This window comes from Enterobacter sp. EC_50, assembly GCF_019584525.1.
GTDB lineage: Bacteria > Pseudomonadota > Gammaproteobacteria > Enterobacterales > Enterobacteriaceae > Enterobacter > Enterobacter roggenkampii.
This window is the reverse complement of the sequence record NZ_VDAF01000022.1, coordinates 68,556-74,802: the sequence shown is the minus strand read 5'-3', so window position 1 is coordinate 74,802 and position 6,247 is coordinate 68,556. Positions and strand designations below refer to the sequence as shown.

5 protein-coding genes, 1 tRNA gene and 1 rRNA gene are annotated in these 6,247 nt (G+C 55.4%); 1 reads left to right on the top strand and 6 read right to left on the bottom strand.

What is annotated here, in order from left to right; genetic code table 11:
* Positions 1-110 (top strand): 5S ribosomal RNA (rrf, locus tag FHC48_RS17950); the annotation flags it as partial.
* Between the two features lie 239 nt (positions 111-349).
* Here the strand turns inward: rrf and FHC48_RS17945 are convergent.
* The 6 genes from FHC48_RS17945 to aspA form a co-directional block, all read right to left on the bottom strand.
* Positions 350-425: transfer RNA gene (locus FHC48_RS17945), tRNA-Phe, on the bottom strand.
* Between the two features lie 127 nt (positions 426-552).
* Entirely contained in the window at positions 553-1,128 is a 576-nt protein-coding gene (locus FHC48_RS17940; protein WP_021240733.1) for a transcriptional regulator, read from the bottom strand.
* Between the two features lie 49 nt (positions 1,129-1,177).
* Positions 1,178-2,869 carry a protein-disulfide reductase DsbD gene (locus FHC48_RS17935; RefSeq protein ID WP_220420554.1) on the bottom strand — a complete coding sequence of 564 codons (1,692 nt, stop codon included), beginning with the start codon at positions 2,867-2,869 and terminating at the stop codon, positions 1,178-1,180.
* On the bottom strand, positions 2,845-3,168 hold the full coding sequence (gene cutA / locus FHC48_RS17930) for a divalent cation tolerance protein CutA (RefSeq protein WP_059364611.1): 324 nt from the start codon (positions 3,166-3,168) through the stop codon (positions 2,845-2,847). Before cutA ends, FHC48_RS17935 begins: the two co-directional genes overlap by 25 nt.
* A 113-nt stretch (positions 3,169-3,281) precedes the next feature.
* A complete protein-coding gene (locus FHC48_RS17925) occupies positions 3,282-4,583 on the bottom strand; it encodes an anaerobic C4-dicarboxylate transporter (protein WP_008502949.1) in 1,302 nt (433 codons plus the stop codon).
* Positions 4,584-4,698: 115 nt separating this feature from the next.
* On the bottom strand, positions 4,699-6,135 hold the full coding sequence (gene aspA / locus FHC48_RS17920; RefSeq protein ID WP_003855923.1) for an aspartate ammonia-lyase: 1,437 nt from the start codon (positions 6,133-6,135) through the stop codon (positions 4,699-4,701).
* Positions 6,136-6,247 lie beyond the last annotated feature (112 nt).

Below are 6,247 nucleotides of genomic sequence, written 5' to 3'. Positions count from 1 at the left end.
GGCTTTAGCGCGGTGGTCCCACCTGACCCCATGCCGAACTCAGAAGTGAAACGCCGTAGCGCCGATGGTAGTGTGGGGTCTCCCCATGTGAGAGTAGGGAACTGCCAGGCATCAATTAGAAGAACCCCGTACCGGAAGGTGCGGGGTTTTTTGCTTTGTGCGTCAGAAATCATGCCGGATGGCGGCTTCGCCTTATCCGGCCTACAAAACCTGTAGGCCCGGTAAGCGCAGCGCCACCGGGCATGGCAGACCGCACGATCCCACGGTAAAAAGAAGCAAGAATACTAAAGGAGGGATTTATAAACGCAGAAAAGCAAAAACCCAGCCATAGGCTGGGTTCTTTAAATAGTGGTGCCCGGACTCGGAATCGAACCAAGGACACGGGGATTTTCAATCCCCTGCTCTACCGACTGAGCTATCCGGGCAACGGAGCGCATTAAACCGCAATCGCGCCTTATCGTCAACATTATTTCGGGAAAAGCTGTTCAATTGCTTAACTTTGCGGCAATCTGATGGTTTACGCGTCGAATACGTCAAATTTAACAGGTTCGCTTACGTCAACGCCCCGCCCATACGGCACTGAGCAAAGCGCAGAATATCTTCCGCCAGTCGGTGCGCCGTATCCACATCGGCCTGGCTACGGTTCACCAGCATGCGGCTCAGGCACCCCTCCAGCACCAGCTCCATCTGTTTCGCCACCATTGCCGGGTCATCCACTTCAAGACGGGTCAGCAGCTCGTGAGTGAAGTCATGCGCAGCCCGTTTTTGCTGATCCGCCAACTGATGGACAGGATGGTCGGGATCGGGATAGAACGTACAGGCCGCAATAAACAGGCAGCCCGGATAGCGGTTGTTGCTGACACATTCCGTCAGGGCGGTATAGCGCGCCAGAAGCTTTTGTTCCGCAGTCAGTTCTTCATTCAGCATCAGCTGCCTGCGCCAGATATCAACCTGCTGGCTGAGATAGCGCAGAGCATCATAAACGAGCGCCTCTTTATCCGGCCAGAAGCGCTTAAGATCATCCAGGGGGTAATCGATACGGTCGGCTACCATCTCAAGCGTGGTGCTGGCGATCCCATAAATCTCAAGTAATTGCAGGGCTTGTCCCAGTACGTCTTCACGTTGCACGGTTATCTCCTCCGCTATTCCCAACGGTATGTTCCGTTTAAAGTGTTGTTTACGGTTGGCGATTGCGCAAATGCGCGCTAAATGCCGCTGCATCCATAAACCCGGTTACACGCTGTTCTGGCTGCTCCTGACCCTGTTGATTGAAGAACAGAATGGTTGGCAGCCCGAGCACGTTAAGCTGTTTTAGCAGAGCCTTATCCTGCGCATTATTGGCGGTTACGTTCGCCTGGAGCAGAACCGTCTCTTTCAGGGCATTTTGCACCTGTGGATCGCTAAAGGTGTATTTTTCAAACTCTTTGCAGGCGACGCACCAGTCGGCATAGAGATCGAGCATCACCGGTTTGCCCTTCGCCTGCGCAAGCGCGCAGTTGAGCTCATCGACGTTCTTAATCTGCATAAAGTTCAAATGCGCCTGCGTCTGGCCGACCGGCGAGCCGAACGCCCAATCCTGCAGAGGACGCACGCTCACCAGCGCGGCGGCGAGCAGGAGAATTTGCACCAGGCGCATCCACGCTTTTTTGGCCCCCAGACTGACGATAAATGCCCAGGAGAAGAACGCTACGCCGAGCATCGCCCACAGGCGAGTGCCCCAGACGTCACCCGTAATGCGTTCCAGCAGGAACACCGGCAGTGCCAGAATCACAAAACCAAATGCGGTTTTCACCGTCTCCATCCACGGGCCGCTCTTCGGCAGCAGGCGGTTGCCGAAAACCGTGACCAGAATCAGCGGCAGGCCCATGCCCAGCGCGTAAAGGTACAGCGTACCGCCGCCGAGCCACAGATTGCCGCTCTGGGCAATATAGAGCAGGATGGCGCTCAGCGGGGCAGTGGTGCAAGGGGAGCAAATCAATCCGGCGATGGCCCCCATCATAAACACGCCGCCTGCCGAACCACCCTGCTGACGATTGCTCATCAGCGTTAAGCGGGTTTGCAGAGCTGACGGTAACTGCAGCGTGAACAGGCCAAACATCGACAGTGCCAGCAGGATAAATATCGCCGACAGGCCAATCAGCACGTACGGGTGCTGAAGTGCGGCCTGGAACTGCAACCCGGCAGCGGCGACCACAAGGCCGAGCGCCGTGTAGGTCAGCGCCATACCCTGCACGTAAATAAAGGCCAGCAGCAGCGCGCGTGCGGTGGAAAGGCGCTGTTTGCCGCCCAGTACGATGCCAGAGATGAGCGGATACATCGGCAGCACGCAGGGGGTTAAGGCAATGCCAATGCCAATCAGTAAGGCCCACAGCGCGGAGAACGGAAGGTCATCGGTATCCTCATGCTTCTCGCCTGAAGGAAGAGGTGAAATCGTGGGCGACGCTTTCACCTCACTAAGCGGAACCACCTTTGTTTCCGGCGGATAGCAGAATCCGGCATCCGCGCATCCCTGGTAGGTCACCGTCAGGGTCGCGCCTTTATCCGCCTGGTTCACCGTAACGGGCACGCTCAGGCGCTGGCGATAGATTTCGCTTTTGCCGTAAAACTCATCTTCATGCCACTCGCCAGCGGGCATTTGTAATGCGCCCACGCTGGCCTGAGCAGGCGTAATGCTCACCTGCTTGCGATAGAGGTAATAGCCCTCTTTCACCTGCCAGTTGAGCGTAAGGTCGTGCTGGTGTTGCTGGAAATCGAAAACAAACGCCCGATCGGCAGGAATGAAGTTCGAACGGCCGGGCGCGTCAAACAGCCCGGCAAAAACCGATGTGCTGCAAAGCAGCAGGATCAGCGTAAGGAAGCGTTGAGCCATGAGAGATAGTCGTTATCGCCATGAACCACTGGCAAGACCAGCAGTTCCGGGGTTTGGTAAGGATGATGAGATTTGAGGCAGTCCAGGAGTGCATGCTGATTCGCCAGATTGGTTTTAAGCAACATCTGGACTTCGTACTCTTGCTCCAGCTTACCTTCCCAATAGTAAAGAGAGGTAGCGCCGGGGAGGAGCGTGACGCAGGCTGCCAGTTTTTCGGCCAGCACTTTGGCGGCGAGATCCTGGGCAGAGGCTTCATCAGGGGCGGTGCACAGTACGACAACGGCATCAGGCGTGTTCACAAGTCGACCTCCTCATCACGAAAGTCTTCACTATATCACGCAAGACGATTGGTCATTAATGAAACGGGCCGCTGAGCGGCCCGATTTTAACTATTTTTACAACGGCTAACCGTTTACAGCACAATGCCGCCGATGATAAAGCCGAGGACCACGCAAAGCGTAATCGCCACCACGCCCGGGATGAGGAACGCGTGGTTAAACACGTACTTACCGATACGGGTTGAGCCGGTGTCGTCCATCTCCACCGCCGCCAGCAGGGTTGGGTAGGTTGGCAATACGAACAGGGCAGAAACCGCCGCAAAAGAGGCAATTGCCGTCAGCGGCGTCACACCCAGCATCAGCGCCGCAGGCATCAGCGCTTTGGTGGTCGCCGCCTGGGAGTAAAGCAGGGTCGCCGCGAAGAACAGCACGACAGCCAGCAGCCACGGGTAGTTGTGCAGCAGGTCACCAGCGACGGTCTGGATATCACTGATGTGCGCTTTCACGAAGGTATCACCAAGCCACGCCACACCCAGTACGCACACGCAGGCGCTCATACCGGATTTGAAGGTGCTGGCGTTCAGCACTTCGCTGGTATCAATTTTACAGGTGATGCTAATCAGCGTCGCGATGGTCAGCATGAACACCACAATCGCTTCGTTACGCGGCAGGACCGGGTTCTGGATCAGCCCCACGGTATCGCTGATGGCGGTCGCATAGAACATGACGGCAACAATACCAATCAGGAACAGCAGCACGGAGCGTTTCGCATGTGGCTTCAGTTCGAAGACCTGGCTGCCGCGCAGGCTCACTTCACCTTTTGCCAGACGCTCCTGATAAACCGGATCGTCTTTCAGTTCAGCACCGAGGAAGTTACACAGCACGGCGGTAATCATCACCGCAATCAGCGTCACCGGAATGCAGATCGCCAGCAGCGTCAGGTAGCTCACGCCCATCGGCTCCAGGATACCGGCGAAGAAGACCACCGCCGCGGAAATCGGCGAGGCGGTAATGGCGATCTGGGATGCGACGACCGCAATAGAGAGCGGACGCGACGGACGGATACCCTGTTCTTTCGCCACTTCGGTAATCACCGGTAACGTGGAGAAAGCGGTGTGGCCAGTACCGGCGAGAATGGTCATAAACCAGGTCACCAGCGGAGCAAGGAAGGTAATGTATTTCGGGTGGCGGCGTAGCATGCGCTCCGCCAGGCTTACCAGGTAGTCCATACCGCCTGCCACCTGCATGGCGGCAATAGCGGCAATGACTGCCATGATGATTTCGATAACGTCGAACGGGATTGCGCCGGGTTTAATCTGAAAGATAAGGGTAAGAACGAGCACTCCAAGACCGCCGGCAAAACCGATGCCGATACCCCCGAGTCGTGCTCCCAAATAAATCGCCAACAAGACGATGACGAGTTCTGCTCCAAACATAAGGACCTGCCTTGCTTATTAACAAGTTGATATTGAATTGTTGTATTTTGGTAACGCCTAAAAAGAAAAAAGGCACGTCACAAGTGACGTGCCTTAAGAAGCCTAGCCTGAACGGTTACTGTTCGCTTTCATCGGTATATCGTTTCGCTTTATAGGCCGGGTGCATCAGGTTCTGGGCTGAGAAAATATCGTCCAGCTCGGCTTCGGTCAACAGCCCGCGCTCCAGCACCACTTCACGCACGCTCTTACCGGTTTCGGCGCAAATCTTACCGACGATGTCGCCGTTATGGTGCCCGATGAACGGGTTGAGGTAGGTGACGATCCCGATGGAGTTATAGACATAACCCTCGCAGACTTCTTTATTCGCCGTGATGCCGTTGATGCATTTTTCCAGCAGGTTGTAGCAGGCGTTGGTCAGAATGTGGATAGATTCAAACATCGCCTGGCCAATGACTGGCTCCATCACGTTCAGCTGCAGCTGACCCGCTTCAGAGGCCATGGTCACGGTCGTATCGTTACCGATGACTTTGAAGCAAACCTGATTCACTACTTCTGGCACGACCGGGTTCACCTTGGCTGGCATGATGGACGAACCTGCCTGCAGTTCTGGCAGGTTGATTTCGTTCAGGCCAGCGCGCGGGCCGGAAGAGAGCAGGCGCAGGTCGTTACAAATTTTGGACAGCTTCACCGCCAGACGTTTCAGCGCGCTGTGTACCATGACGTAGGCGCCGCAGTCGGAGGTCGCTTCAATCAGGTCTTCTGCAGGCACAACCGGCAGGTTGGACACTTCAGCCAGCTTCTGTACCGCCAGCTGCTGATAGCCATCCGGGGTGTTCAGACGCGTACCGATGGCGGTGGCGCCCAGGTTCACTTCCAGCAGCAGCTCGGAGGTGCGCAGCAGATTTTTAGTCTCTTCGTTCAGCAGGACGTTAAACGCGTGAAATTCCTGGCCGAGGGTCATCGGCACCGCATCCTGCAGCTGGGTACGACCCATTTTCAGAATGTCCTGGAACTCAACCGCTTTACGCTGGAAGCCATCACCCAGCTGGTTGATCGCATCCACCAGTTTCACCACGGAGGCATACACCGCGATACGGAAGCCGGTAGGGTAGGCGTCGTTGGTGGACTGGCATTTGTTGACGTGGTCGTTCGGGTTCAGGTACTGGTATTCACCTTTCTGGTGACCCATCAGCTCCAGGCCAATGTTTGCCAGTACTTCGTTGGTATTCATGTTGACGGAGGTGCCCGCGCCGCCCTGATAGACGTCAACCGGGAACTGATCCATGCATTTGCCGTTGTTCAGCACTTCATCGCAGGCTGCGATAATCGCATTTGCCGCGCTTTTAGGAATGGTTTGCAGCTCTTTGTTGGCCAGGGCTGCGGCTTTCTTCACCATCACCATGCCACGAACAAACTCAGGGATGTCGCTGATTTTGCTGTTGCTGATGTAGAAGTTTTCAATCGCTCTCAGAGTGTGGACACCGTAGTAGGCATCCGCTGGAACTTCCCTGGTACCCAACAAGTCTTCTTCGATACGAATGTTGTTTAACATGTGAACCTTCTTTTCAAGCTGCCGATGGATTGTACTAAACACACAGTATTTATGTGGTTTTGAATATTTTCTGACCGACGATTATTCCCTCAATCAGCCAGATGCTCGAGAT